This is a genomic window from Vibrio sp. 10N.261.51.C6, from assembly GCF_041471785.1.
GTDB lineage: Bacteria > Pseudomonadota > Gammaproteobacteria > Enterobacterales > Vibrionaceae > Vibrio > Vibrio crassostreae_C.
Genome location: NZ_JBFRPB010000124.1, coordinates 1 through 416, shown reverse-complemented (window position 1 = coordinate 416; position 416 = coordinate 1). Strand labels below are relative to the sequence as shown.

The window sequence follows — 416 nt, the reverse complement described above, 5'->3', positions numbered from 1 at the left end:
TTCACGATTACGCCAGATGAGAACTTCAATGGCGACATTGATATCAGCTTCGATATCTCAGATGGTACCAATACCGTTCAAGCTTCTGCCGATTTAACCGTTAACCCAATCAATGACCTGCCAGTTCCTCAAGATCAGCAGTTCAGTGTTGAAGAAGACGGTACTTTACTGTTCACAGACGCGGATCTGCTTACAGGCGCGACAGACATTGAAGGTGACAACCTAACGGTTGAAGGTGTGACCTACGATGGCGGTGACGGTATTCTTACCGACAACGGTAATGGTACATACACCTTTGCGCCAAATGAGAACTTCAATGGTGACGTAAACTTCGGTTTCGATGTGTCAGACGGAACCGATACGGTATCTGCAAACATCGATGTGAGCGTAACTGCCGTTGATGATGCGCCTGTGTC

1 protein-coding gene is annotated in these 416 nt (G+C 47.4%); it reads left to right on the top strand.

Going from position 1 to position 416, the window contains the following annotated elements:
• Window positions 1–416, top strand: a 416-nt coding sequence (locus AB4375_RS21430; RefSeq protein ID WP_372052487.1) for a tandem-95 repeat protein, incomplete at both ends; no start/stop codon positions are given.